At 67.3% G+C, this 21,127-nt stretch carries 22 protein-coding genes; 11 read left to right on the top strand and 11 right to left on the bottom strand.

Features of this window, described 5'->3' with window-relative positions:
- Positions 1-277: transposase (locus F618_RS14970; protein WP_019568000.1), on the top strand; the 277-nt coding region annotated here is incomplete at its 5' end.
- Positions 278-283: 6 nt separating this feature from the next.
- Here the strand turns inward: F618_RS14970 and F618_RS0113125 are convergent.
- The 3 genes from F618_RS0113125 to F618_RS0113135 all read right to left on the bottom strand — a co-directional run bounded on the left by F618_RS0113125 (position 284) and on the right by F618_RS0113135 (position 2,426).
- Positions 284-1,609 (bottom strand): nitrate regulatory protein, encoded by a 1,326-nt coding sequence (locus F618_RS0113125; RefSeq protein ID WP_018650405.1) that lies wholly within the window; start codon positions 1,607-1,609, stop codon positions 284-286.
- Between the two features lie 126 nt (positions 1,610-1,735).
- On the bottom strand, positions 1,736-2,092 hold the full coding sequence (locus tag F618_RS0113130) for a DsrE family protein (protein WP_018167932.1): 357 nt from the start codon (positions 2,090-2,092) through the stop codon (positions 1,736-1,738).
- A gap of 91 nt (positions 2,093-2,183) precedes the next feature.
- Positions 2,184-2,426, bottom strand: coding sequence for a hypothetical protein (locus F618_RS0113135; RefSeq protein WP_018951309.1), 243 nt, complete (start codon positions 2,424-2,426; stop codon positions 2,184-2,186).
- Positions 2,427-2,590: 164 nt separating this feature from the next.
- Between F618_RS0113135 and F618_RS0113140 the strand changes: the two genes are divergently transcribed.
- The gene (locus tag F618_RS0113140; RefSeq protein ID WP_018951310.1) at positions 2,591-3,148 is read left to right on the top strand and encodes a TMEM165/GDT1 family protein; all 558 of its coding nucleotides are present in this window, start codon (positions 2,591-2,593) and stop codon (positions 3,146-3,148) included.
- Here the strand turns inward: F618_RS0113140 and F618_RS0113145 are convergent.
- The 5 genes from F618_RS0113145 to F618_RS0113165 form a co-directional block, all read right to left on the bottom strand.
- Positions 3,083-3,835 (bottom strand): TVP38/TMEM64 family protein, encoded by a 753-nt coding sequence (locus F618_RS0113145; RefSeq protein WP_018951311.1) that lies wholly within the window; start codon positions 3,833-3,835, stop codon positions 3,083-3,085. The genes F618_RS0113140 and F618_RS0113145 overlap by 66 nt on opposite strands.
- Complete coding sequence (locus tag F618_RS0113150; protein WP_018951312.1) at positions 3,832-5,220, bottom strand: replication-associated recombination protein A; 1,389 nt, start codon at positions 5,218-5,220, stop codon at positions 3,832-3,834. The genes F618_RS0113145 and F618_RS0113150 overlap by 4 nt, the downstream gene beginning before the upstream one ends.
- Positions 5,221-5,536: 316 nt before the next feature.
- Positions 5,537-6,208, bottom strand: coding sequence for an outer membrane lipoprotein chaperone LolA (gene lolA, locus F618_RS0113155; protein ID WP_018167937.1), 672 nt, complete (start codon positions 6,206-6,208; stop codon positions 5,537-5,539).
- A gap of 140 nt (positions 6,209-6,348) precedes the next feature.
- The gene (locus F618_RS0113160; protein ID WP_018176484.1) at positions 6,349-8,682 is read right to left on the bottom strand and encodes a DNA translocase FtsK; all 2,334 of its coding nucleotides are present in this window, start codon (positions 8,680-8,682) and stop codon (positions 6,349-6,351) included.
- A gap of 372 nt (positions 8,683-9,054) precedes the next feature.
- The gene (locus F618_RS0113165) at positions 9,055-10,299 is read right to left on the bottom strand and encodes a methyltransferase domain-containing protein (protein WP_019568841.1); all 1,245 of its coding nucleotides are present in this window, start codon (positions 10,297-10,299) and stop codon (positions 9,055-9,057) included.
- An 86-nt stretch (positions 10,300-10,385) separates the two neighbouring features.
- Here F618_RS0113165 and F618_RS0113170 point away from each other — a divergent pair, with 86 nt between their 5' ends.
- Genes F618_RS0113170 through F618_RS0113180 form a run of 3 tightly spaced genes read left to right on the top strand, consistent with a single transcriptional unit; the run spans position 10,386 to position 12,240 of the window.
- A complete protein-coding gene (locus F618_RS0113170; protein WP_019568842.1) occupies positions 10,386-11,504 on the top strand; it encodes a transporter substrate-binding domain-containing protein in 1,119 nt (372 codons plus the stop codon).
- Between the two features lie 28 nt (positions 11,505-11,532).
- A complete protein-coding gene (locus tag F618_RS0113175; RefSeq protein ID WP_019568843.1) occupies positions 11,533-11,862 on the top strand; it encodes a hypothetical protein in 330 nt (109 codons plus the stop codon).
- A 27-nt stretch (positions 11,863-11,889) separates the two neighbouring features.
- Positions 11,890-12,240 carry a hypothetical protein gene (locus F618_RS0113180; RefSeq protein ID WP_018176488.1) on the top strand — a complete coding sequence of 117 codons (351 nt, stop codon included), beginning with the start codon at positions 11,890-11,892 and terminating at the stop codon, positions 12,238-12,240.
- A gap of 3 nt (positions 12,241-12,243) precedes the next feature.
- Here the strand turns inward: F618_RS0113180 and F618_RS0113185 are convergent, their stop codons facing one another.
- A complete protein-coding gene (locus F618_RS0113185; RefSeq protein ID WP_019568844.1) occupies positions 12,244-13,788 on the bottom strand; it encodes a BCCT family transporter in 1,545 nt (514 codons plus the stop codon).
- A gap of 34 nt (positions 13,789-13,822) precedes the next feature.
- Positions 13,823-14,287 carry a YbhB/YbcL family Raf kinase inhibitor-like protein gene (locus F618_RS0113190; RefSeq protein ID WP_019562642.1) on the bottom strand — a complete coding sequence of 155 codons (465 nt, stop codon included), beginning with the start codon at positions 14,285-14,287 and terminating at the stop codon, positions 13,823-13,825.
- A gap of 157 nt (positions 14,288-14,444) precedes the next feature.
- Between F618_RS0113190 and F618_RS0113195 the strand changes: the two genes are divergently transcribed.
- Genes F618_RS0113195 through F618_RS0113205 form a run of 3 tightly spaced genes read left to right on the top strand, consistent with a single transcriptional unit; the run spans position 14,445 to position 18,625 of the window.
- Positions 14,445-15,845, top strand: coding sequence for an MBL fold metallo-hydrolase RNA specificity domain-containing protein (locus tag F618_RS0113195; RefSeq protein ID WP_019568845.1), 1,401 nt, complete (start codon positions 14,445-14,447; stop codon positions 15,843-15,845).
- 9 nt (positions 15,846-15,854) lie between these two features.
- Positions 15,855-17,525: a Na/Pi cotransporter family protein gene (locus F618_RS0113200; RefSeq protein WP_019568846.1), complete on the top strand. Its 1,671-nt coding sequence runs from the start codon at positions 15,855-15,857 to the stop codon at positions 17,523-17,525.
- Positions 17,522-18,625, top strand: a complete 1,104-nt coding sequence (locus F618_RS0113205; protein ID WP_019568847.1) for an RNA ligase — start codon at positions 17,522-17,524, stop codon at positions 18,623-18,625. Before F618_RS0113200 ends, F618_RS0113205 begins: the two co-directional genes overlap by 4 nt.
- Positions 18,626-18,638: 13 nt before the next feature.
- Here F618_RS0113205 and F618_RS0113210 read toward each other — a convergent pair whose 3' ends face one another.
- Positions 18,639-19,235, bottom strand: coding sequence for an RNA ligase partner protein (locus F618_RS0113210; RefSeq protein ID WP_018937979.1), 597 nt, complete (start codon positions 19,233-19,235; stop codon positions 18,639-18,641).
- A 130-nt stretch (positions 19,236-19,365) separates the two neighbouring features.
- On the opposite strand from F618_RS0113210, the gene F618_RS0113215 reads away from it, so the two are divergent.
- From F618_RS0113215 to F618_RS14975, 3 genes are all read left to right on the top strand, one after another.
- Positions 19,366-20,217: an HDOD domain-containing protein gene (locus tag F618_RS0113215; protein WP_019568848.1), complete on the top strand. Its 852-nt coding sequence runs from the start codon at positions 19,366-19,368 to the stop codon at positions 20,215-20,217.
- Positions 20,218-20,269: 52 nt separating this feature from the next.
- On the top strand, positions 20,270-20,851 hold the full coding sequence (locus F618_RS0113220; protein WP_019568849.1) for a BLUF domain-containing protein: 582 nt from the start codon (positions 20,270-20,272) through the stop codon (positions 20,849-20,851).
- A 77-nt stretch (positions 20,852-20,928) separates the two neighbouring features.
- A partial coding sequence (locus F618_RS14975) for a helix-turn-helix domain-containing protein (RefSeq protein WP_019563730.1) occupies positions 20,929-21,127 on the top strand: 199 nt, incomplete at its 3' end.

A 21,127-nucleotide genomic window follows, 5' to 3' on the forward strand; every position in this document is an offset into this window, starting at 1 on the left:
GGGGTTGGATGTCCGCATACGCGACTCCGGCACGAAACGGGGGCAGCGCAAACTCACCAAACAGGGCGATCCAGAGTTGCGACGGCTGCTCTATCTGGCCGCGATGCAGGCCAAGTCGAAAGCCGCCTGGAGCGACTACTACCAGCGCTGCCTGGACCGTGGCCTGGCGACGACCCAGGCACTGAACGCCTTGGCTCGAAAGCTGGCCCGCGTCGCCTTCGCCTTGATGAAAAATCAGACCGATTACCAACCTAAGATCCCTTGTGGAGAGACATAGAATCTCCTACAGGCCCTTCCCCAGCAGGTCAGACATGGCGACGGTCGCCTCGGCCACCTCGGCCAGACGCCGGTTCTGGTTCATCGCAGTCTGGCGCAGGAGCTTGTAGGCCTGGTCCTCCGTCAGGCCGCGATGCTGGATTAGCAGTGCCTTGGCTCGCTCAATCGTCTTGCGCTCGGCCAAGGCCTGGCGCGCCGCCTGCAGCTCGTCCTCCACCGACTGCAGACGACTGGCCTGGCGTTGCACCAGGTCCATCACCGAATGTCCGACGATCGGCACATTGAGCGGGTTATCGCCGCCCACGCCGTCGGAATCCAGCCCCTCGGGCGCACCGAAGAACACCGCATACGGCACGCTGTCGCGCAACTCCGACTCGGCCAATTGCGCGATACGGTCACGCACCGCACCCAGGTCCGCGCGATCCGCCACGATGCGCGCGGAGCAGCACTCGTTCAGGTGCATCTCCAGCCGATCCTCGATCTCCTTCATCGCGTCGATACGCGCAGTCGTGCAGGCAAACCACGCCTCGGCCCGGGCCGGGGCCGGCTGGCCATCGGCCTGGGTGCAGGCCTGACGGCGCAGGCGCTCGACCTCGGCGGCGAAGCTCGCGCCCTGTAATTGACGCCAGGCGCCGCAGGCCGATTCCGGGGCGAACTCGGAGAAGATGCGAAACGAACGTTCCTGGGCATCGATACGGTGTAACAGGGCCTGGCGCAGCTCGCCGTCAAACACGCCCTGGCCAAAGCCCGCAGCACCGATCGCGCGTTCCTGACCCGCAAGCTCCTTGCCCTGCATGAAGTTCAAAAGAGCGACCAACGCACCGGAGACCTCCGGGTCAGTAGCCGAATCCGCTGCCTCGAATACCACGGCCAGGAGCGACCGGATCAGTTCGCTGAATCCGCGCATCGCCTCCATCGGCGAAAGCGTGCGCTCGTTGACCTCCTCGCGCAGGCTGGGCAGCCCGGACAGCCCGTGCAGGGCCAGTGCCATGCGCCCCAGCAACCGGCTGCGCGCGTGGGCACAGGCCCCCGGCTGTAACCAGCCATCAAGGTGTTCGCGAAAGGCCGCCGCCGTGGTGTCGGATTCGGTTCGATACTGCCCCAGCTCCTCGGCATAACGCTGGCCAGCCGAGCCGATCCAGAGGCTGGAAGCGCCGCGTTCACGCTGCAGTTGATGCACCAGGGCACGGATGCACCCGACCAGTTGCACGGCCTCCAGCAGGCGCTCCAGGCTCACTACCTCGCATTTGCGCGAGGCGACCAGGAAGTCGCCAATGGCCTCTTCATACGAAACGCTCGGGGACAGGGTATTCGGGGGGAGATTCTGACTCATGCTCATGATCCGCGGATGCCTCGCGGAACAAACAAGCATGCAATGTGCCAGTTCGGGGCACTGGCAGGGGCGGGAGATCAGAACGAGCGGGGGATCACACCCCCGCCCGCGAGCAACGATGAACGATTAGAAGCTCATCGAGCGGTCGAAGTCGGCGACGGCCTGGACGTACTGGCCCATGCCGGCCATCTCGGCGTTCGGCAGGAAATTGTGTTCGCCGACGTCGCGGCCCTTGGCGCAGGCCTCGCAGGCCCAGAACGGGACGCCTTCACTGACCAGTGAATCGACGATGTCCTTCATTGCCGGCATGTTGTGGCCGACGATCTTGTCGTAGACATTGCGGTTGGCGATGTTCACGGCCTCGCCCTGCAGCCAGACGGTCACGTCATGGCCCTGCTGCTTGGCCACGTTGGCGGCGATCATGCCGAGCGTCGCACGGGTGGGGTCGTCGGTACCGGCGGTGACAGCAACAATAAAGCGCATGGAGTTCTCCTGAGTGCTTGAAACGTGCTGCAACCGTAGCGGCAGGCACGCCCGGCGTCGATTTCCCACAAGCTGCGGAGAAACACTCGGATCAGGGCCTGCCCCTAACCGTAACGCTGGTCCGGTAGAGCTTGAAGGCCATCAACAGCCAGGGGATGGCGTGCATGACCAGGTCGAGGATGTCCCGCACCCGGGTCAGCTCGCCGGCGAGCAGCCAGCGCAGCTTCTCCGCGACATGCGGCTCGGGGATCCAGGGGGCCAGGCCCAGCGTGGCCACCAACAGGGCAAACAGCCACAGCGGTGCGCGATCGACCCAGCGTACGAAGGCTTTCATCGCGCGCATCCTACCCAAGGCCCGCGCACGGCGCAGCCCGTTCTTGCCGGTAACGGGGCCGCCTTCTACACTTTTGCCTGCTTCAGGGGGGCGCGACGCGGCGGGCCCGGGAACCCCCTGGCCTCACCGCTGCCCGCATTGGCCGCCTGGCCCGGAAGACCATCATGGAAGCCCTGCTCGTCTCCACCGTCATCGTCGCCATCGCCGAGATGGGCGACAAGACCCAACTCCTCGCGCTGCTCCTGATCTGCCGCTACCAGCAGACCTGGCCCATCATCTGGGGCATCGTGGTGGCGACCCTGGCCAATCACTTCCTCGCCGCGCTGGCCGGCGTCTGGGTCGGCGCCAGCGTGCCGGACGAGTGGCTGCGCTGGGGGCTGGGGATCGGCTTCATCGTCATGGCCGCCTGGGTGCTGGTGCCGGATAGCGAGGACGAGCTGCCGGCCACCTCGAAACACGGCGTATTCTGGACCACCACGGTGCTGTTCTTCCTGGTCGAGATGGGCGACAAGACGCAGGTGGCTACCGCCGCGCTGGCCGCGACCTTCGACAACCTGATCCTGGTCGTGATCGGCTCGACCATCGGCATGGTCGTAGCCAATGCGCCGGTCGTATGGCTGGGACAGCGCTTCGCCTGCCACCTGCCGCTGCGGCTGCTACGCGCGCTCGCCGCGCTGCTGTTCTTCGCCCTGGGCCTCGGAGTCCTGCTCGCCTGGGTCTGACTCCGAGCGCAGCATCTTCTGTCCCAGCCAGATGCGCCGCACCAGGCGCGGCAGCAACAGCAGCAATGCCAGCACCGCGAGCAGCGCCAGACCCAGTTGCACCCCGCTGTCGGCACCACTCGCCACCTCGCGGGTGGCATGCCCCAGCCAGGCATAGGCGAACAGGCCCGGGATCAGCGCCACCACCGTCGTCAGTGCAAACACGGGCAGCGGCAGGCGCACCAGCCCCAGGGCATAGTTGGTGGGCGCAAACGGAAACACCGGTACCAGCCGGGTCAGGGCCACCACGCGCCAGCCCTCGGCCTCCACATCCTCGCGCAGCCGGGTACTGCGCGGCCCCATGCGCGGAACCAGCCAGGGCTGCAGCCAGGTACGGGCCAGCATGAAGGCGATGACCGCCGCCACGGTGGCCGCCAGCAGACTCAGGGCGCCACCGGTGAAGGGACCGAACAAGGCCCCGCCCAGCAGGATCCAGAAGGTGCTCGGCAGCGGGAACAGGGCCAGCACGACAAACGCCAGCACGAATACCAGGTAGGCCCCAGGGCCCCAGCTGAGCAGCCAGACCTCCAGCTCGCCCAGCGGAACGCCGAGGCTGGGCCACTCGGTGGTCAACAGGATCCACGCCAGCGAGACCCCGAACAGGATCGCCGCGACCGTCAGCCAGCTCTTGTGATGTCGAATCCTCATGTCACCCCGTCACCCCGGTCCCCGGGATCTTCACCGCCGCCGCGCAGACGCTCCAGACGCTCCGCCAGCGCGCGCTCGGTACCATCCCGGCGCGGACTATAGAAGCGCGCTTCTTCCAGCCCTTCGGGCAGATAGACCTGTCCACGCGCAAACCCGTCCGGTTCGTCGTGGTCGTAGCGATACCCGGCACCGAAGCCCTCGGCACGCATCAGCTCGGTCGGGGCATTGCGCAGGTGCAGGGGCACGCCCGCGCTGCCGCTGTCGCGGATCGCGGCCCGCGCGCCGTTCAGCGCGGCATAGGCGCTGTTGCTCTTGGGTGCGGAGGCCAGTTCGATCACTGCCTGTACCAGCGCCAGATCGCCTTCCGGCCGGCCCAGACGTTCCATGGTCTGCCAGGCCACCAGCACCCGCGCACCGAGGCCAACCGCGGCCAGGCCAATGTCCTCGTAGGCCATGCGCAGCAGGCGGCGACCGAGGTAGTCCGGGTCACAGCCCGCATCCAGCATGCGGGTGAGCCAGTACACCGCGGCGTTCGGATCGGACCCGCGCACTGACTTGTGCAGGGCGGAGATCTGGTCGTAGAAGGCATCGCCCTGACGGTCGAAGGCCAGTGACTGCGCCCCCATCACCGCGCGCAGCGCGTCGCCGGTGATGGCGCCATCGCGCGCCAGGTCCGAGGCGGTCTCCAGCCAGTTCAGGGCACGCCGGGCATCGCCATCGGCGGCGCGCGCAAGACGCTGACGCTCCTCCGGGTCCAGCGTCAGGCCGCGCCCGCCCAGACCGCGCTCGGGGTCATTGAGGGCCCGGTCGATCAGGGCCTCGATGGCCTCCGCCCCGACCGCCTCCATGCGATAGACCCGCGCGCGCGACAGCAGCGCGCTGTTGAGTGCGAACGAAGGATTCTCGGTGGTCGCGCCGACGAAGGTCAGCGTGCCGTCCTCAATGTGCGGCAGCAGCGCATCCTGCTGCCCCTTGTTGAAGCGGTGGATTTCGTCGATGAACAGCAGCGTCCCGACACCATTGCGGCGGCGGGTTTTCGCGGCTTCGACGACCGCACGGACGTCCTTGACCCCGGCCAGCACGGCGGACAGCGTGACCAGGCGCTGGGCTCCGGCCGCCGCCACCAGCCGCGCGAGCGTCGTCTTGCCGCAGCCGGGCGGGCCCCAGAGGATCATCGACGGGGTCTGGCCCTGCTCGATCGCCTGGCGCAGCGCGGCATCGGCGCCGACCAGGTGGTCCTGGCCGACCATCTCGTCGAGACGCGCCGGACGCATGCGCTCGGCCAGCGGCGCCGAGGGATCCAGGGCTACCGGGGCCGGTTCGGGTTCGGGCGAGGCCACGTCCGGATCGGGGCCGAACAGATCGCCTTCGGGGGAATCACTCATGGAGGGATTGTAACCCCTCGAGCCGAAGAGCCTTGTTCACCATGAAGCACACGAAGGCACGAAGAAGGGCGAATGGCACCACAGAGGACACAGAGGACACAGAGGACACGGAGAAAACCCAAGGGAGGGTGTCGCAGCCCATGTGTAGGATGCGTTGAGCAAAGCGAAAGGCATCAACATCGATCACCCGGAATATCGCCGCCTTCCGACCGATGCGTTTCGCTGCGCTCTACGCATCCTACGCACCTGAAAGCTTATTGATTTTCTCCGTGTCCTCTGTGCGCTCTGTGGTACATAACCAGCGGCCGGGTTTCGCTCAAGGCCGATAGATGTCGGTCCCGGCCGGCGGGTCGAAGGTGAACACGCCCGGGTCGAGTTCGCCATTGCGTTCGGTTTCGTGGAAGAGGATCACGGTCTCCTGGCCGAAGATGTCGCGGAAGGCCATGCGGGTCAGGTCGCCATCCGCGGTCAGGTCCAGGTCCAGACTGGTGAAGTCGGCCTGTTCGTTGCGCGGCACCAGCACCAGGCGCAAGGCATCGCCGCCCGGCACCGGGCGCAGTGACATGCGGAAGTGCTCGTCCAGACGCTCCGGCTGGGTGATCGCGGCGATCGGCGTGGCGTCGAAGGCATCCCCCAGCGGACGCACCGTGGCCTGCGACAGGTCCGGGTCGTACATCCACAGGTCCTCGCCATCGGAGACGATGGTCTGCGGGAACGGCTCGGTCACCTCCCAGTGCAGGCGATTGGGCAGCCCCAGCTGCATGCGGCCATCGGACTCCTGCAGCACGTAGCCGGTGTCGTCGCGCACGGTCTGGGTAAATTCGGCGGAGAAGCTTTCAAGGCCATCGACAAAGCGATCCAGCGCCGCGCGGGCATCCTCCATACCGCGGTCGGCGGCCAGGGCCGGAACGGCGGTCAAGGCCAGTACCAGGCCAAGGGACAGGGCCCGCCAGAGGGCGCCCGGACACGTAAGGGGACGAGCGTTCATGCAGTCTCCAGGATGGATGAGTATGCGATTCATGATGCGCCGCGAGGCTTAACCCGGCGTGAATGTGCTGCACAGGGATGACGAACCGCGTCACGCGATCAGGGACATGGACACCAACCAGGCCCTCGGGTTCGGGGCGCTCAGTCGTTCGGGCCGGGAACCAGGACCTCGCGATTGCCGTTCGACTGTACCTGGCTGACCAGGCCGGCGGCCTCCATGTCTTCGACCATGCGCGCGGCGCGGTTGTAGCCGATCTTCAGCCGGCGCTGGACGAACGAGATCGAGGCCTTGCGTGACTCGATGACCACCTGCACGGCCTGATCGTAGAGCGGGTCCGATTCGTTGCCGTTCCCCTCGGGCGACTCCAGCCCCGGGATGCTGGCCGCACCGGCCTCGGGCTCGTCGAGGATTGCGTCGTTGTAGTCCGGCTCGCCGGTGGACTTGAGGTACTCGACCACCTGATGCACTTCGTTGTCGCTGACGAACGCACCGTGCACGCGCTCGGGCATCGCCTTGCCCGGCGGCAGATAGAGCATGTCGCCGTGACCCAGCAGGTGCTCGGCACCCATCTGATCGAGGATGGTGCGCGAGTCCACGCGCGAGGAGACCTGGAAGGCGATGCGGGTGGGGATGTTCGCCTTGATCAACCCGGTAATCACGTCCACCGACGGACGCTGGGTGGCCAGGATCAGGTGGATGCCGGCGGCGCGGGCCTTCTGCGCCAGGCGGGCGATCAGCTCCTCGACCTTCTTGCCCACGACCATGATCATGTCGGCGAATTCGTCGACCACAACCACAACGAACGGCAACGGCTCCAGTTCCGGCGCCTCGGTCTCGGTGATCGCCTCCTCCGGCTTGAACAACGGATCCTTCAGCGGCTCGCCGCCGGCCTGGGCATCGCGCACCTTCTTGTTGAAGCCGCCGATGTTGCGCACGCCCATCGCCGACATCAGCTTGTAGCGCCGCTCCATCTCCGCCACCGCCCAGCGCAGGGCGTTGGAGGCATCCTTCATGTCGGTGACGACCGAACACAGCAGATGCGGGATGCCCTCGTAGACCGACAGCTCCAGCATCTTCGGATCGATCAGGATCAGGCGGACGTCTTCCGGCGTGGACTTGTACAGCAGCGACAGCAGCATCGCGTTGACGCCCACCGATTTCCCGGAACCGGTCGTCCCGGCGACCAGCAGATGCGGCATCTTCGCCAGATCCGCGATCACCGGGCCGCCGCCGATGTCCTTGCCCAGCGCCATGGTCAGCGGCGACTTGTTCGAGTCGAACAGATCCGAACGCAGGATCTCCGAGAGGGCCACGATCTCGCGGTTCTCGTTGGGGATCTCCAGCCCCACCGTGGACTTGCCCGGGATCACCTCGACGATGCGTACGGCCATGACCGACAGCGAACGTGCGAGATCGGTGGACAGCCCGGAGATACGCGAGGCCTTCACCCCGGCCGCCGGCTGCAATTCGAAGCGGGTGATCACCGGCCCCGGCTGCACCGCGACCACCTCGACCTCCACCCCGAAGTCCTTCAGCTTCAGTTCCACCAGGCGGGAGAGCGCCTGCAAAGACTCCTCGGAGAATCCGTCGGGCGGCGGCGGCGGCTCGTCCAGCAGGGCCAACGGCGGGTGTGGATCGGCGCCCGTCCCCTCGGTGAACAGCGGGACCTGTTTCTCTTTCTGCACCCGCGGGCTGGGCGGGGGCGTCTCGATACGTGGCTCCACCCGCGAGGGCATGCGCTTCTCGGTGCGCTTGCGCTCCTTCTCCACCCGGGTCTCGCGTTCGGCCCGTTCGCGGGCGCCGATACGGCGGTCACGGGCCGAGTCGATCGCCACGCGGGCACGCTCCCAGCCACGCACGGCCAGCTGTCCGAGACGATCCATCAGCAGAAACCAGGACAGCCCGGTAAACAGGGTCACCCCGGCCAGGAACAGCGCCAGCAGGACCAGTGTCCCGCCCACCAGGCTCAGCCCGGCGACCGCCCAGCCGCCGAACAGGTCGCCGAGGATGCCGCCGGCATGCACCGGCATCCCGCCCGGCATCAGGTGCAGCGCGGCCAGGGCCGAGCCGGCGATCAGCGCCACGATCAACGCCAGCCCGCGCACGGTGAGCTCCATGGGGCTGGCGATCTGCGCCTCGCGGCGGTGCCGGAACAGCCACCAGCCAATGCCGCCCACGGCCAGCGGAATCAGGTAGGCCAGATAGCCGAGCAGATGGAAAGCGATATCGGCGAACCAGGCGCCCGTGGTGCCGCCCAGATTGCGCAGACCCTCGCCGTCGCCGGTGGTCGACCAGGCGGCATCGCCCGGGTGATAGCTCGCCAGCGCCACCAGCAGATACAGCGCCAGCATGCCGAAGATCAGCAGTGCACCCTCGCGCAGACCACGCAGGAGTTGCCCACTCAGGCTCGGCGGTGCGGCCGGCTCTGCCGTCTTGCTGCCCTTGCCCCCGGATTTGGCCTTGCTTGCGGCCATGCGCTCCCCACTGGTCCGGCCCGCGGCGCGGGCAACTTTTCAAGGAAGCGCTGAATAAAGCCATCCTGGCTTTCTCAGCGCACGCTGCACTGCAAACGCGGTTTGCAGCTTGCTTCACAATCAACCCCCTGCGGTGGTCGATTGCGGCGGCACCTCCTTGTGCCGCCGGGAAACGCCGATGAATCGGCGTTTCCCGGGATCATCGCGCAGTTTACCGGTTAAAACGTTCTTCGGGGGGCCAGACCTGCCCAGCCTGAGAACCGAGTCCGGTCCGATCGCTTTCCGGCAGGCTGCCTCGGCTCGGCGAGCCCTGCCATTGCTGGAGCGGCCTTGCCCGCGAAGCCTCCGCCCGTGTCGGCAAAGGCCCATCCCTCAGTCCCATCGATAACCCCACACCGCAAACACCGGGTCCGCATGCTCCAGCCGTCCGGCATAGGGATCATCCGCCGGCCGCGGCAGGCCGCGCAGGGAAAAGGTCGCGAGATCCGTGAAACCGGCGCGCAGGAACAGGTCCAGCACCAGCCCCACGCGCTCGAAGTCGTACAGGCGTTCCCAGACCGCGATCGCCTTGGTCGGGAAGCAGCGGTCGGAGAAGGTCACCACGAACACCCCGCCCGGCCTCAGCACCTCGCGTACTGCCTGGAACACCGCCTCCGGCTGCGTCAGATACTCGACCGACGCGGTACAGGCCACGGCGTCGAAGCTCCCCGCCGCATACGGCAGTTCCGGGCGGAGGTTCAGGTCGTGCACCAGGGACGACGTCAGACGGGGATTGTCCGCCAGCTCCTGCGCGTTCATGCCCAGCCCGATCACCGCTTCCGGCGTCTCCACCCGGTCCAGGTGCGACTCCCAGCTGCTCATCAGGTCGAGCACCCGCGCACCGGCCGGGATGCAGGCGCCATACAGCGCGGCAATCTCGGCGCGCGCGGTGGCGTCCAGGTGATGCACCCGGCGGGGTTCGGCGTAGAACGCCGCATCGGGGTCCGGATCCTCGCGTTCCAGCGCGCCGTCGGTCCAGAAGTCGGTCGGCCGGCCGCGCCAGCGCGCCTGCATGCCGGGCCCCCGGGTCGTGAGGAGGCGGGAGACATCTACCGACTGGTCGTCATCGCGCCCGTGGGCGTGGCGGGCCATAACCCGTGCCTGCAACCGCAGCTCATGGTCCGCCAGTGGATGGTTCAGATCCGCCACCAGGCGGTCCTCCTCCAGCGCCCCGACCCGAAACAGCTCGCGATCCCCGGCCTCGACGCCCGCATGGCCGGCAATGAACGCCCTCGGGTAAAAACGACCCGCACGGGGCTCCACCCGGCGATGCCTGCGCAGGCCGCGATTGAACGCCGACCCCGGGAGCTCCCGCACCCGATCCATCTCGGACGGCGGGACCAGGACCGCGGCTGACGCCCGCGAGGCCTCGTGTACCGCCCCCACTCCCAGCGCGTGCAGGGCTGTGCCCAGATCACCCGGCCAGTGGTCCCGTTCCGGCAACAGCCTCGGCAGAAACAGACATTCGCGGTGACGGGCCTCGGCACTCGCCCAGTCCAGCATGAACCCGGTATCCGCTGCGTCGCCCGGATTCGACCGGGATGGCGCCTCGATCCAGTTGGCAAACGGGTCCCGCATGGGCTTATCTCCTGACGCGGCAACGCGGACTGCCACGGTGACAGCGTACCGGTTATGGTACGACCAAGCCCCCACCGGAAGCTCGCATGCCCCGCTCCCTGATCGCGCCCTCCGCACTGCTCGCCACGGCCCTTTGGTTGCTCGCCGCCTTGCTGGCAATCCCCGCCGCCCAGGCCCAGGAGACGGGGGCCAGCGCCGCAGACCTCGATTCCAGCGTGCGCGTGGGCACCCGCTTTGTGTCGCCGTTCGTGATCGCCCCGGACGCGGCCGACGCGACCCCGACCGGTATCGCGATCGAGCTTTGGGAACGGGTAGCGGAACGCCTGGAACTGGACTACGGGTACCGGGAGGTCAGCCTCGAGGAATTGATCACAGGCCTGGGGGACGACCGCATCGATGTCTCGGTCGCGGCCCTCACCGCGACCGCCGAGCGCGCCGAGCGCGTCGACTTCACCCATCCGTACTACAGCACCGGGCTGTCCATTGCCGTGCCCCAGCAGGGCAACCCGGTCGCCGGCGCCCTGCGGGCATTCATCTCGGTGCCATTCCTGATGATCATACTGGCGCTCGCCGGCCTGCTCCTGCTGGTCGGCGCACTGCTATGGCTGTTCGAGCGTCACCGCAACGCCGACGAGTTCGGCGGCAGCTCCGCACAGGGGCTGGGCTCGGCCTTCTGGTGGGCCGCCGTCACCATGACCACGGTCGGCTACGGCGACAAGGCCCCGCGCACCCTGCCCGGCCGCGCGATCGCGCTGGTCTGGATGTTCGCGGCCCTGATCCTGGTTTCCACCTTCACCGCCGCAATCGCCACCACCTTGACCGTCAGCTCACTGGATACCGGCATCCAGAATGTCTCCGACCTGGAGGGCCAGCGCATCGCCACCATCGGCGGCTCCAGTGCCGCCGCCTGGCTGGACGACCAGGGCTTCGCCTACCGCGACCACGCGGACCTGAGGTCCGCCCTCGACGCGGTCGCCAACGGGCACGCCGACGCGATGGTCTATGACGCCCCGCTGCTTCGTTACCAGGTGCGCGAACACTTCGCCGGTCAACTGGAGGTGCTACCCGTCGAGTTCCTGCGCCAGGACTATGCCCTGGCCCTGCCCCAGGGCTCGCCGCTGCGCGCCCCGATGAACGTGGCTATCCTCGAGATTCTGGAATCCGACGAGTGGCAGCGGGTGCTGCGCCGCTACCTCGGTAATTGACGCGAACCGCAGCAGGGAGAGACGCCTCATGGCGGAGACCTTTCTGGTGGCCATCATCGACCAGGACCGCGAAGAACAGGCCCTGGCCATCGCCAACGAAGAAGGCGGCGCGGACGGCACGGTGTTGCACGGCTCGGGCTTCGGCTTCCCCGAGCACATGACCTTCCTCGGTGTGACCTACCAGGGCAACGAATCGGTCTGTGTATGGCAACTGGAGACCGAGCAGGCCGAACGCATCGCCCGCCGTCTGAACCTGGAGATGGACTTGTTTCAGCCCTACAACGGACTGGCCTTTACCCTGGATACCGCCGCGCTGCAGGGCATGGAATTCGTCGGCCACCTGACGCATACGCCCTGACACGTTCCGAACGCCGGAGACTTCGCCATGCAATTCGTTCTGCTCGTCGCCGTAGTCCCTCGCAGTCAGGCCGATCGCGCCATCGAGATTGTTCAGCGTGTCGGAGCCGCCGGACTGACCCTGCTGGACGGTCAGGGCATCGCCCAGCTGCGGCGCAACCCGGTGATGGACCTGAAAGACTCGTCCGGCCGCAAGGTGTTACTGATGGTCCTGGAGACCGGACTGGCCCGACGCATGCTGGAGCAGCTGGACACGGAACTGGACTTGAGCCAGTTGGGCAACGGCTTTGCCGTCACTCTGCCCATCAAGGACATCGCCGGGATCAAGCCGGAGCAGATCGAACACCTGCTCCGCACGCTCCCGGACGGCCCCGCGTAGCCTTCAGCGCCAGGGCGGCTCCACGCCCTCGACGCGGTATTCGCGGCGCAGGGCGCGCATCAGGCTGAAGCAGCAGAACACCAGGATGATCGCGACCGGCAACCCGGCGGTCAGCGAGCCGGTCTGCAGGCTGTCCAGCGCGCGTTCGCCGCCGACGATCAGCAGCGTGGCGGCCACCGCGCCCTCGGTAATGCCCCAGATCACGCGCTGGCGCTTCGGCGAGTGCTTCGAGCCGCGCGAGATCAGCGCATCCACCACGTAGGTGCCCGAAGCCGAGGAGGTGATGAAATAGGTCGCGATCAGCAGCGTGGCGATCCCGGAGGCGAAGGTCGTCCACGGCAGCTGGGCCAGGGTCGCGTAGAGGGCCACGGTGGTGTCCTCGGCGACCGCAGCGGCGATGCCCGCGCCCTCGTCGAATAGCTCCATGTGCAGCGCGGTGCCGCCGAAGATCGCCATCCAGGCGAACACGAACAGTGTGGGCAGCGCGAGCACGCCGACGATGAACTCGCGGATGGTGCGCCCGCGCGAGATGCGCGCGATGAAGATGCCCACGAACGGCGACCAGGCGATCCACCAGGCCCAGTAGAACATGGTCCAGTCCTTCTGCCACTCGGAGCCGCCGATCGCGTCGGTATGCAGGCTCAGCTCGATCAGCTGCTGGAAGTAGCCGCCGGTGGAGTCGAGCAGGAAGCGCAGGATGAACAGCGTCGGGCCGGCGAACAGCACGAACAGCATGAAGCTGATCGCCAGCACCAGGTTGAACACGCTGACCCACTTGAGCCCGCGATCCAGTCCGGAGAGCACCGACAAGACGGCCACCGCCGTGATCGCGGTGATGATGCCGACCTGGTACCAGTGCGAGACCGGCATGTCGACGAGCACGTTGAGCCCGGTGTTGAGCTGCATCGCCCCGAAACCCAGCGAGGTGGCCAGCCCGAACAGTGTGCCGAACACCGCGAGGATGTCGATCACGTGCCCGATCGGGCCGTAGATGCGATCCCCCAGCAGCGGGTAGAAGATCGAGCGGATGGTCAGCGGCAGGCGGTGGCGAAAGCTGAAATACGCCACCGACAGCCCCAGTACCACGTACACCGCCCAGGCATGCAGCCCCCAGTGGAAGAAGGTGTAGACCATCGCCTGGCGCGCGGCCTCGGCGGTCTCGCCATCACCGATCGGCGGGTTCTGATAGTGCAGGACCGGCTCGGCCACGCTCCAGAACACCAGGCCAATGCCCATGCCGGCCGAGAACAGCATCGCGAACCAGGCGGCAAACCCGAATTCCGGCCGGTCGTCCGGCTGCCCCAGCCGGATCGCGCCGTAGCGGCTGAACCCCAGCCAGACCAGGAACCCGAGGAAGAACGTGACCACCAGCAGGTAGCCCCAGCCGAGGTATTCGGTAATGAATCCGTGGATGCCATCGAACACCATGCTGGCGGTAGACGGAAAGGCCACCCCGAAGGCAACGAACACCACCACCATGATCGCGGAGGCGGTAAACACGGTGGGGTTGACCGTGGAGAAAAAGGCTTCCGGGCGGTACTGGCTCATGATGAGCGGCCTGGCTTCAGTCCGGGGATGGGCATCAGTTCGACGCGTCGGGGTCCGGGGTGCCCGCACAAAGCCCGCCGGTCAGATCGGCCTTGGCCAGCACATGCCCCTCGGCCGCGACGTCGAACTGCGTACGCGTCGCACCCGGCGCCAGATCCAGCGCCTCATCCAGGGCGAGCAGGCGGAAACGATAGTGGTGGCAGCCCTCCGGCGGGATCGGGCCCAGATACCCGGCCTTGCCGAAGGCATCCAGGCCCACGCGCCCCTGACTCGGCAGATGCAGCGAGTCCACCCGATGCGTGTCTGGCGGCAGGTTCCAGACCAGCCAGTGCGTCACCTCGCCCAGCGGCGAATCCAGGTCCTCGAGGATCAGCGCGAGGCTCTGTGCGCCATCCGGAACCTCATGAATCTCCAGTGGTGGCAGCTCGTTGGCATCGCGGGCCGACACCTCGACCGGCATCACTTCGCCGTCACGGAAGGCAGGACTGATCAGCCGCATCCCCTCGTCTCCTGTATCCACAGATCCTCAGCCTCCCCCGCCGCCGCCAGCGGGTCAACCGCCGCGAGACCGGATCGCAACCGGAATTGATCCCGGTCAATGAACCAACCCCCGCACGGTTGCACGCAGAGCCCGCTCCGTGCGTACACTTCGCGGTATGGCACAGCTCACATTCAAGGGCGCGACCGGCGAGGTCACCGGATCGCGCTATCTCCTCGAGACCGACGACGCCCGCATCCTGCTGGAATGCGGCCTGCATCAGGGCGGCAATGACGCCGACGAGGCCAACCGCGAACCGCTCGCGGAACTCGCCGGTCAACTCGACGCCGTCGTCCTGTCCCACGGCCACCTGGATCACTCGGGGCTCCTGCCCAAGCTGGTGCGCGACGGCTACCGCGGCCCGATCTACTGCACACCGGGGACCGAGGAACTGCTCGAGATCATGCTCGAGGACGCGGCCTTCGTGATGAGCAAGGACATCGAGTGGGAGAACAAGTGGCGCCGGCGCGCGGACAAGCCCCTGGTCGAGCCGGTCTACGACATCGACGACGTCGCAACCACCCTGGGACTCTGCAAGGCCGTGCCCTACGGTGACACGCAAACCATTGCCGGCGACATCCGGCTGACCTTCCGGGACGCCGGGCACATCCTCGGCTCCGCGATCGTCGACCTGATCGTGCCGTCCGGCGGGCGCGACAGGCACCTGGTCTTCTCCGGTGATCTCGGCAACCCCGACGCCGTGCTGATGCACGAACCCGCGCGGATGGAACACGCGGATCACGTGCTGCTGGAGAGCACCTACGGCGATCGCGACCACCGGCCGATGGACGAGACCATCGAGGAATTCGCGAAGATCCTCGCGGAGGCCGCCGCCAGCGGTGGCAACGTGATGATCCCGGCCTTCGCGGTCGGGCGCACCCAGGAGATCCTCTACCACCTGGGCATGCTGCACCACGCCGGGCGCCTGCCGCAGCAAAAGATATTCCTCGACAGCCCGATGGCGATCAAGGTGACCGAACTCTACGCGCGGCTACGCAAGACGCTCAACAACGAGGACATGGAACGCCTGCATCAGGCCGCGAACGGAAACCCGGCCGGCTACCTGCCCGGGCTGCAGGTCTGTCGCACGGTCGAGGAATCCATGGCGATCAACCGCATCACTGGCGGCGCGATCATCATCGCCGGGGCCGGCATGTGCAACGGCGGGCGCATCCGTCATCACATGAAGTACAACCTGTGGCGACGCGAGGCGCACCTGGTCATCGTCGGCTTCCAGGCCTCGGGTACGCTGGGGCGGCGGCTGGTCGATGGCGCCGAGCGGGTCAAGCTGCTGGGCGACGAGGTCGCGGTGAACGCGAAGGTCCACACCCTGGGCGGCTTCTCCGCCCATGCCGGGCGTACTCAGCTACTGGACTGGGCACGCGGCTTCCGCGATCAGCCGGTGTTCCACCTGGTTCACGGCGAGCCGGAGGCACGCGAGGCGCTGGCCGCCGGCCTGCGCGACGAGCTGGGCGCCGAGGCCCATGTGCCGGCCTTTGGCGAGACCATCACGCTGTAATCCGCTCGCATGCCGGAGGCCGAAGCCGTCAGCACCTACGCCCTGATCGCCGGCTTCCTCGGCGGTCTCGGGCTGTTCCTGCTCGGCATGACGCTGCTGACCGACGGCCTGAAGACCGCCGGCGGCAAGGCCCTGCAGCATATTCTTGGCGTCTGGACGCGGACTCGCCCGCGCGCACTCGCTTCCGGCATGGGCGTGACCGCGCTGGTCCAGTCCTCCAGCGCGGTCACCGTCGCCACCATCGGTTTCGCCAACGCGGGGCTTTTGACCCTCGGCCAGTCGGTCTGGGTGATCTTCGGCTCCAACGTCGGCACCACCATGACCGGCTGGCTGGTCGCCCTGATCGGCTTCAACATCCGGATCGAGGCCTTCGCCCTGCCGGCCATCGGCATCGGCGCCCTGCTCTACCTGTTCATGAAGGCCGCACGCCCGCGCTACCTGGGCCTGGCCCTGGCCGGTTTCGGTCTGTTGTTCTTCGGGATCGACGTGCTGCGCGAGACCTTCGAGGGCCTGAGCGCAACCTTCGACCTCTCCGCCCTGGCCCGGCCGGGCTTTGCCGGGCTGTTGATCATGGTTGGCATCGGCGCACTGCTGACCGTGCTGATGCAGAGCTCGTCGGCATCAATGGCGATGGCCCTGACCGCCGCGATGAGTGGTGCGGTGCCACTGGAGGCCGCGGCCGCCGCAGTGATCGGTGCCAATCTCGGCACCACGGTGAAGGCCCTGCTGGTGGTCATCGGTGCCACCCCGAACGCCAAGCGCGTCGCGGCCGCGCACGTGATCTTCAACGGCCTGACCGCGATTGTCGCGCTGCTGATCCTGCCGTGGTTCCTGGCCGCGATCGCCTGGATCTGGGGCAGCACCGGCGAGGCCCCGGCCCCCGCGGTACTGCTGGCCCTGTTCCACACCGCCTTTAATCTGCTGGGCGTGGCGCTGATGGTCCCGGTCGCCCCGCCGATGATCCGCTTTCTGCAGACGCGCTTCCGTACCCGGGAGGAAGACATCGCCCAGCCGCGCTTTCTCGACAAGCACAGCGGGGGCGTCCCCGATCTGGCGCTGCAGTCGTTGTTGCAGGAAACCGAGCGCCTGGCCGACATCAGCCACTCCATGGCGCGCGAGGCCCTGCGCCCGGACCCGCCGGCCGCGGGCACCCTGGACGCACGGCGCGCCGCCGTGGAACAGCTGACCACTGCCATCAGCGATTTCGCCGCCCGCACGGCCAACCACCCGATGCCCGAGGCGGTCGGGCACGGCATCGCCGAGGCGGTACGTATCGCGCGCTATCATCGCGAGACTGCGGTGCTGGCCGACCAGATCGCCGAGCTTCGCCGCCACTCGACCGGCGAGGAACGCCCGATCGTCAGCGAACAGCGCCGCGCCTGGCAGGAGCAAGCGATCCGCGCCCTGGATCTCGCCAACCTGGAAAGCGAGAACGGCAGAGACCTGGCGGCCACCGAGGCCGTAAGCACGGTGGAGACGGCCTATGCCGAACTGAAGGCAGCCCTGCTGCGCGAAGGCACCTTCGGCTCGCTGAGCATGACCGAGATGGAACGCCAACTCCGCATCATTAGTATGGCGCGACGCCTGGTCACCCAGGCCGACAAGGCCCGCCGCCACACCGAGGCCCTGGAGGACCAGATCCAGGGGCTGCGCAAGACGCTGGAACCGGAGAACGCATGATCGACGGCGAAACCCTGCAGGACGCCATCGCGAACCACCGGGCCGAGGCCCTGACGTTCGACGGGCTGGAATACGCCCGGCTGCTGGAGCCGGTGAATCACTACCCGCGCGGTTCCGTGGTGCTTCCGGATGGCTCGGTGGTCCCCGGCTACCCGGCCATCGGGCGCATCCAGTCGCTGGAGGCCGGGCTGCCGCGCCAGTTCGATCAGCCGTTCTGGGCGGAGGAGAAGATCGACGGCTTCAACGTGCGCATCCTGCGCTGGGAAGGCCGGGTCGTCGCCTTCAGCCGGGGCGGGTTTGTCTGTGCATTCAGTACCGACCGGGTGCCGGATTTCGTGGACCTCGCGGTATTCGAGGCGGAACCCGATCTGGTGCTCTGCACGGAAATCGCCGGGCCAGACACGCCCTATCTTGAGGGCTCCACCCCGCGCGTCGCGGACGACGTCGGCTTGTTCGTGTTCGACCTGATGCGGCTCGGCCAGCCGGGCTTTGTGCCGCAGGACGAAAAGTTTGCACTGATGGAGCGGCATGACCTGCCACCGGCGCCGCTGCATGGACGGTTCACGCCCGCAGACACCGAGGCCCTGGGCCGCCTGATCCGGCAACTGGATGCCGACGGTGCCGAGGGCCTGGTACTGAAGACCGCGGATGGCGAGCACCGCGCCAAGTACGTGGCCGGGGGTTCCTGCATCAACGACATCCGCGTGTGTTCCGAGCAGCTGCTGGACCTGCCGCCGGAGTATTTCACCAACCGTCTGACCCGCCTGGCCATCTTCCTCGCCGAACACCCGCCCGCGGAGCGCGCCGCCGTGGAGCGCGAACTGGGCGCGGCCCTGCTGTCCGGGCTGGCGACCGCGGTGGACAAGAGCCGGCGCGAGGGGCGCGTCGGCCACACCTACCACTGTCGCTTCCGCGAGCGTGCCGGGGCCCAGCGCTTCATCGATCACATGCAGGCCACCGGCGGGCGCCATGTGCGCTTTCTACCGGACACGCCGCGCCAGGAGGCGAACGGCTACTGGCTGCTGGAGTTCGAGCGCCTGTTCGACCGGATCACCGGCACCCTGGCCTCGGCCCTGGCCGGTGACCGGCAGTACGACTGAACCCGGGAAGCGCTCAGAGCTCGCGCGAGTGGCCGCCGGACTCGGCCAGGTTCTCCATCACCCGACGCAGGTAGTCGGCGGTGACCAGCTTGATGCCCATACGGTTGCCCAGCTTGCGCATGCCCTCGTCGGCACTGGCCAGCTCGGCGTCCAGCTCCATCGCCAGCAGCACGGCATCGACGTCTTCGCGCGAATCCACCAGCCCCTTGCGCATCGCCTCGCGGAAACGCTCGCGCAGCTGGGTGATCAGCTCGGGCTTGAGCGATTCGGCCGCCCCCGCCTGGCGGGTGTGCTCCTCCGCAATGCGCAGGCCGCGGTCAATCCGCGTACGCACCTCGTCGATGAATTCGTAGAGGATGTCGCTCGGCAGCATCAGGGCGAAGCGCCGCGGCGAACGCACCCAGACCACGGTCTCGAAATCGGCCGCCATGGCCTCGAGGTCGCGCATGCCGCGAAACTCCTCGTACACCGACAACGGCATGTAGAACTCGGCGGGGCAATGGCGCGCCAGGGTGAGGAAGGTCCTCAGGATGTCTTCGGCATCCTCGCCGAACTGCCCGGCCACATGCGGGTTGGTAAAGACACTGGTATCCAGCACGAATCGGCGCATCACGACCTCCTGTCGGCTCCCTTCATCATCGGCAGGGGCCAGCGGCCCGTCAACCGGCGCGGATCCCCCGTCCGCGAGGACGGGTATGGCATAATCGGCGCGTCATTTCCCAGCCGGACATGGATTGCCCTTGGCCACCCGAGCGGAAGTCGAAAAGTTTCTGGAACGCCTGCGCGAGGACCTCGAACGTCACCAGATCGAGATCCCGACCCTGCCCGATGTCTCGGTGCAGGCATTGTTCATCACCCAGGACGAGTCCAGCTCCATTGTTGACCTGGTCAACCTGATCTCGCGCGACACGGCCCTGGCCTCGCGCCTGGTGCGGCACGCCAACAGCCCCGCCTACCGTGGGCTCACGCGCTGCGCGACCATTCGCTCCGCCGTCACGCGCCTGGGGATGGAACGCGCCCGCCAGACCATCATTGCGCTGTCGATGAAGGAGGTCTTCCAGAGCGGGAACGAGATGATCCGCGCACGCATGGAAGAACTGTGGAACCACAGCCTGGAGGTGGCGATCATCAGCTACCTGCTGGCCCGCCGGCACCCGCACCTGGACCCCGATACCGCACTGCTCGCCGGGTTGGTGCACGACATCGGCATGATCCCGATCCTGCGCCGCGCGGAGAAGACACCCGAGATCTACGAGGACCCGCGCGCCCTGCAGGCCGCCGCCGACGCCGCGCATGTCCCCATCGGCCGCGCGATGCTGAAGAACTGGAATTTCGAGCCGGAGATCATCCGCGCAGTGGCCGAACACGAGAACCTCAAGCGCGAGCCGGAGGATGGCGATCCGGTCAACTACAGCGACATCCTGCAGGCGGCCAACATCGAGAGTCACAACGCCACGCGGCATCGCCTGGCCTCCATCGACCGCAACGCGGTTGCGGCCATCCGACGCCTGGCCGCCAAGCCCGGCACAACCCAGCTCAACTGGGAAGACGACGCGATCGGTCTGGAACACGTCAACCAGATGATTGAGTGAACCCCGCGCAGCGGGGGCGGTCTTCTCCTTACTTCCCAGGAAGGACGTCCGCATGCCCGCCATTCTCCAGCTCGTCTACGCCTCGCGCGCCACGTTTCGCGAAAACACGTCCAACCAGGGCATCGAGCCCGAAGTCAGTCGCATCCTGATGCAGTCGCGCCAGAACAACCCGCGCAGCGGGATTGTCGGCGCGCTCTACTACGGCGACGGGCACTTCTTCCAGTGCCTGGAGGGCGACCCGGATGCGGTGCGCGAAACCATCGACCGCATCCGCCGTGATCGTCGCCACGAAGAGGTCCGGGTGCTGCGCGAGCAGTCACTGGATACCCCGGGATTCGGCGAATGGTCGATGAAGTACGTCCCGGCGGCCGTGGACGTTCGCCAACTACTGCAACGCTTCGGCCAACGCCGGTTCGACCCCTTCGCCTTCGACAACGACCGCATCGACGCGATGCTGGACCTCCTGCGCCACGGGCGGGATACCGCGCACGCCGAACCCGAGCGACCGGCGCCGGCCCGTCCCCAGGACGCCGCCCGTCGCACCAATCGCCTGTTGTTCGGCGTTGGGCTGGTCGCAGTCGCGATTCTGGCCGGCGTGATCGGGGCGGCGGCCTACCTGCTGCTGGCCACCTAGTGTCCTTTAACAAAAGTTCATCGACTCCGTGACTGTCCCCCTGTATCCTGATAACAGGCACTCGGGAGGCGACCGGAATGGGACGACCGATCAAGACGTTGACGATCAGCGAAGCCGAACGCGACGAGCTCGAGAGCTGGCTGCGGCGGCGCCAGATGCCCGCGGCGGAACAACAGCGCGCGCGCATGATTCTGCTGAGCACGCGAGGCCTGAAGGCTTCGGAGATTGGCGCGCGGGTTGGCGTCTCGGCGGAGACGGTGAGCAAGTGGCGCAAGC

Origin of the sequence: Thioalkalivibrio sp. ALMg13-2 (assembly GCF_000381185.1) — a bacterium.
Lineage (GTDB): Bacteria > Pseudomonadota > Gammaproteobacteria > Ectothiorhodospirales > Ectothiorhodospiraceae > Thioalkalivibrio > Thioalkalivibrio versutus.

Excerpts from the sequence above, each read along its gene's own strand:
- F618_RS0113125 (WP_018650405.1), bottom strand. The coding sequence starts at position 1,609 with ATGAGTCAGAATCTCCCCCCGAATACCCTGTCCCCGAGCGTTTCGTAT.
- F618_RS0113130 (WP_018167932.1), bottom strand. The coding sequence starts at position 2,092 with ATGCGCTTTATTGTTGCTGTCACCGCCGGTACCGACGACCCCACCCGT.
- F618_RS0113135 (WP_018951309.1), bottom strand. The coding sequence starts at position 2,426 with ATGAAAGCCTTCGTACGCTGGGTCGATCGCGCACCGCTGTGGCTGTTT.
- F618_RS0113140 (WP_018951310.1), top strand. The coding sequence starts at position 2,591 with ATGGAAGCCCTGCTCGTCTCCACCGTCATCGTCGCCATCGCCGAGATG.
- F618_RS0113145 (WP_018951311.1), bottom strand. The coding sequence starts at position 3,835 with ATGAGGATTCGACATCACAAGAGCTGGCTGACGGTCGCGGCGATCCTG.
- F618_RS0113150 (WP_018951312.1), bottom strand. The coding sequence starts at position 5,220 with ATGAGTGATTCCCCCGAAGGCGATCTGTTCGGCCCCGATCCGGACGTG.
- lolA (WP_018167937.1), bottom strand. The coding sequence starts at position 6,208 with ATGAACGCTCGTCCCCTTACGTGTCCGGGCGCCCTCTGGCGGGCCCTG.
- F618_RS0113160 (WP_018176484.1), bottom strand. The coding sequence starts at position 8,682 with ATGGCCGCAAGCAAGGCCAAATCCGGGGGCAAGGGCAGCAAGACGGCA.
- F618_RS0113165 (WP_019568841.1), bottom strand. The coding sequence starts at position 10,299 with ATGCGGGACCCGTTTGCCAACTGGATCGAGGCGCCATCCCGGTCGAAT.
- F618_RS0113170 (WP_019568842.1), top strand. The coding sequence starts at position 10,386 with ATGCCCCGCTCCCTGATCGCGCCCTCCGCACTGCTCGCCACGGCCCTT.
- F618_RS0113175 (WP_019568843.1), top strand. The coding sequence starts at position 11,533 with ATGGCGGAGACCTTTCTGGTGGCCATCATCGACCAGGACCGCGAAGAA.
- F618_RS0113180 (WP_018176488.1), top strand. The coding sequence starts at position 11,890 with ATGCAATTCGTTCTGCTCGTCGCCGTAGTCCCTCGCAGTCAGGCCGAT.
- F618_RS0113185 (WP_019568844.1), bottom strand. The coding sequence starts at position 13,788 with ATGAGCCAGTACCGCCCGGAAGCCTTTTTCTCCACGGTCAACCCCACC.
- F618_RS0113190 (WP_019562642.1), bottom strand. The coding sequence starts at position 14,287 with ATGCGGCTGATCAGTCCTGCCTTCCGTGACGGCGAAGTGATGCCGGTC.
- F618_RS0113195 (WP_019568845.1), top strand. The coding sequence starts at position 14,445 with ATGGCACAGCTCACATTCAAGGGCGCGACCGGCGAGGTCACCGGATCG.
- F618_RS0113200 (WP_019568846.1), top strand. The coding sequence starts at position 15,855 with ATGCCGGAGGCCGAAGCCGTCAGCACCTACGCCCTGATCGCCGGCTTC.
- F618_RS0113205 (WP_019568847.1), top strand. The coding sequence starts at position 17,522 with ATGATCGACGGCGAAACCCTGCAGGACGCCATCGCGAACCACCGGGCC.
- F618_RS0113210 (WP_018937979.1), bottom strand. The coding sequence starts at position 19,235 with ATGCGCCGATTCGTGCTGGATACCAGTGTCTTTACCAACCCGCATGTG.
- F618_RS0113220 (WP_019568849.1), top strand. The coding sequence starts at position 20,270 with ATGCCCGCCATTCTCCAGCTCGTCTACGCCTCGCGCGCCACGTTTCGC.